General features: G+C 57.5%; 3 protein-coding genes and 2 pseudogenes. 1 reads left to right on the top strand and 4 read right to left on the bottom strand.

What is annotated here, in order from left to right:
* The 4 genes and pseudogenes from BVER_RS31940 to BVER_RS26635 all read right to left on the bottom strand — a co-directional run.
* Nucleotides 1–342, bottom strand: a 342-nt coding sequence (locus BVER_RS31940) for a fascin domain-containing protein (protein WP_157056245.1), incomplete at its 3' end; no start/stop codon positions are given.
* 24 nt (nucleotides 343–366) lie between these two features.
* Nucleotides 367–555: a hypothetical protein gene (locus BVER_RS31935; protein WP_157056244.1), complete on the bottom strand. Its 189-nt coding sequence runs from the start codon at nucleotides 553–555 to the stop codon at nucleotides 367–369.
* Between the two features lie 599 nt (nucleotides 556–1154).
* Nucleotides 1155–1721, bottom strand: a pseudogene (locus BVER_RS26640) (IS91 family transposase); the annotation flags it as partial.
* Nucleotides 1722–1906: 185 nt separating this feature from the next.
* Nucleotides 1907–3171 (bottom strand): annotated as a pseudogene (locus BVER_RS26635) (IS256 family transposase).
* Between the two features lie 133 nt (nucleotides 3172–3304).
* On the opposite strand from BVER_RS26635, the gene BVER_RS26630 reads away from it, so the two are divergent.
* Nucleotides 3305–3449: transposase (locus BVER_RS26630; RefSeq protein ID WP_157056243.1), on the top strand; the 145-nt coding region annotated here is incomplete at its 3' end.

The raw sequence follows: 3449 nt of genomic DNA, 5'->3' as shown, positions 1-3449 counted from the left end.
GGCTTGCAACGTGGAGCTAGGCTTCGCAAGCTGAATATAGGACTGGTTGGATGCGAACAGGACTATCCTGTCATCTTCGTGCCAATTGAACATCTCAAACGTTTCGGTACTACCCACGGCACCACTGATGGCCGCTAGGAAGTTAGTGTCATTTAAAATCGATACATATTTCCCATTCGCCGCCAACAGTGCGAATACCATAACCTGCTGGTATATCATTTCAAACACTTCGTTATTCCCGCAAACAGTGCTCGTTGAGGTTAATAAATCCGTTCCATCCACGACCGTGACAAATAGTCCATCGCTGCCTTTTAAGGCTATCTTAACCGGTTCTGAATTCATAATTTCCTACTTTAGATAAAAATATTAATCAATCATGTGGTTACAACCGATGAAGCGCGGCATCAGCGCATCGCCCGTTTGGATGACGAACTGATCGCATCGGAAGCCTTTGCCGCAGAAGAGGCGATTAATAGCTCCTGAATCAAAACGGAAGACGTCGTTCTCGACAAAAGCGAAGCGGCGACCGTGACTTCGCGGCAGTTTGCTCGTCAACACCTATCCTACGGATACTTGGATGTTTTTCACCTGTCCATTTGGACAGGTGTGCGGTCGGTCGAGCACTTCATTAGATCCATGTAGCCTGAGAGTCGTCAAGGCCTGAGTCGTAAGATAGATGATTTCAGGGCTTGGTCAACGTGAACGCGCAACAGGCACCGGATTGAGCGTACCGTCGGTGCTGCGATCCGCTTTGCGCCCGTAACAGCCGTGACACCACAGACAGCCACTGTTTAGGGTTGTAGGACGCCTGTCCTAACCTTCGGGCGCATCAAATGCGCTTACGCGAGCTGGCAGGCGTCCTACAAGCCGCAAGGGAGGAAACCGCGGAGGGCTCTCGCATCGTCTGAACAGTTCGCCGTTATGGCGAATGGTCGATCACATCAGGAGCGTGGTGAGCGGTAACGCGGATGGTCTCGAAGTTAAGTCATTGCAATCGTGGCAACAAGACGGTGGCGCGTCACGATCTCGTCGGCCCGGCCAAATCCAAAGTGGCCTTTCAACGCGACAAGCGCAGGCGTCTGCTATCGGCTCTCGCTGCCGAGAAGCCGACGGTTCAAGTACGTACGCCGACGCGTTGACATTCATGTGCTGACTCACTTGGAGGGTGGCGCCCGGATGGGTCTGCTGCGTTCAAGCACCTCGATGACGATCATCGGCGAACCGCAGTGTCGGCAAACGAAGGTTGGTGATACGGGCGCAGTGGCGACGATGACGGAACCAGCCTTGCTGCCGGTTGACACGCTACTGAGCAACTCGCGGATCTTCGCCAGATTCTCACGCCGCACGGGATTTGCCAGCAGGCCGTAATGGCGGATGCGGTGGAAGCCATCGGGCAGCACATGCAGCAAGAACCGGCGCGCGAACTCCTCGGCTCCGAGCGTCATGGTCTTGTTACGCGTTCGGCCCTTCACACGGTAGTCCTTCCAACGAAAGGTGACGCGATGTTCGTCGAGAGCGATCAACCGCTGGTTGGATATCGCGACCCGGTGCGTGTAGCGCGACAGATAGGCCAACACCGCTTCGGGTCCCGCAAATGGGCGCTTGGCGTACACGACCCATTCACATACGCGCATCGGTGCCAACCACTTTGCAAAAGCGTTCACACTGTTGAGCGCCACGTATTCTCCGAAGAAGCGCAACGTGCCGCGATGATAGTTGGCCTCAAGTTGGGGTTCGGGGAGCAACGGAACAGAGAGGTGGGCGCGGGAATTCGGACAGTCGGATCAGTGGAGCAGTCGGGGCCTGAGCCAGCGATAATGCAGGCAAAGGAACCAAGGAAATGACGAAGAGAACCCGTCGAGATAACGTCAAGAGTGGTGTATGAGCAGCATCGTGACGGTCGCTTTCAAGCGGCGAGTTTCTGCTGAACCGGTCGATCGTCTTGCACCGGTTCGCCGTCCTTGAAGGGGACGCCTTCGAGCAACAGCGTGATCTTTTCCGGTCCGTTGATGCGGCGCCAGGTTTTCTCCGCCTCCTCGATCAGCTTGAATGCCAGGCCGAGGAAGGTAGGCCGCGACACGCAGTTACGCGTACGCGTCGTTCGATGACGTACCGTCGCGAACGTCGACTCGATCGCGTTGGTCGTCCGCAAATGCTGCCAGTGCTCAGCGGGGAAGTCGTAGAACGCCAACAGGCTCTCGCGATCCTTTTTCAGCGTCTCGGTTGCCTTTGGATATTTCGCCGAATGGATCGACACGAAACGGTCGAAAGCGGCGTACGCGTCGGCTCGTGTGGCAGCCATCCAGATCGCCTGCATGTCCGCCTTTGCGCGTGCTTGTTGCGACTTGGGTAGCGCATTGAGCACATTGCCCATCTTGTGAAACCAGCAGCGCTGGCCGCGCGCGCTGGAAACACCTCTTGCAGAGCCGCCCAGAAGCCCATTGCACCATCGCCGACGGCCAGCCGTGGGCCCGCTTGCAAGCCCCGCGCTTTCAGATCAAGCAGCAGCTCAAGCCACGATGCCTTTGTTTCCCGATACCCGTCACCGATTGCCACGCGCTCTTTGCTCCCATCCGGCTTCACGCCGATGATCATCAGCAGGCATTGACCATCGGAGTTCTCGCTGCGCAGCCCGGTGTGTATGCCGTCGACCCACCAATAGACGTAGTACGACTTCGACAGGTCACGCCTGCTCCACGCGCCATGCTCTTCGGCCCACTGCGCCTTCAACCGACTCACGACATTCGCCGACAAGCCCTTCGCGTCTTCGCCGAGCAGCACACGCAGCGCTTCACCCATATCGCCCGTCGAGATGCCCTTCAGATACAGCCACGGCAGCGCCGCGCTAACACGGGGAGATTTCCTGACGTACGGCGGGATGATCGATGAATTGAACTTCACGCCTGATCCTGATCGATCGCGTACCTTCGGCACCCTCACGGGGACCGGCCCGGCCGCCGTCAATACCTCGCGTCCAGGCAAGTAGCCGTTGCGCACCACCGCGCGTTGCCCGTGCAGTGTCTTCACCTTCGTGAAGCGTTCAAGCAGCTCTGCCAGCTCCGCTTCAATCGCTTGCTGAATTACTTGCTGCGCCCCTTGGCGGATCAGGTCGTCCAGCCCGAGGCCGGCTCCCGATAGACCAATGACCGCTTTTTTCGTATCCTTGCTCATGGTGGATGGTTTTGTTGTTCGCTGGTTTCCGACTTCGACAATCAGATTCTCAGCTGAAACCACCACCGCCTTCAATTTCTCGCCTCAACTCCCCCCGTACACCACTTCCGACTTTAGCTCGAGAACCCGACGCATGCACTCAGCGGCGTTCAAAGCAAAGGTGGCGCTGGCCGCAGTCAAGGGCGATCGCACGCTGGCCGAACTGGCGCAGCAGTTCGATGTGCATCCGAACCAGATCACGGAATGGAAGCGGCAGTTGCAGGAGCGCGCAGCCGACG

The sequence above is a fragment of the Candidatus Burkholderia verschuerenii genome (assembly GCF_001189365.1).
Classification (GTDB): Bacteria; Pseudomonadota; Gammaproteobacteria; order Burkholderiales; family Burkholderiaceae; genus Caballeronia; species Caballeronia verschuerenii.
Note: the sequence above shows the minus strand (reverse complement) of the source record. Positions and strands in the feature narration are given on the sequence as shown.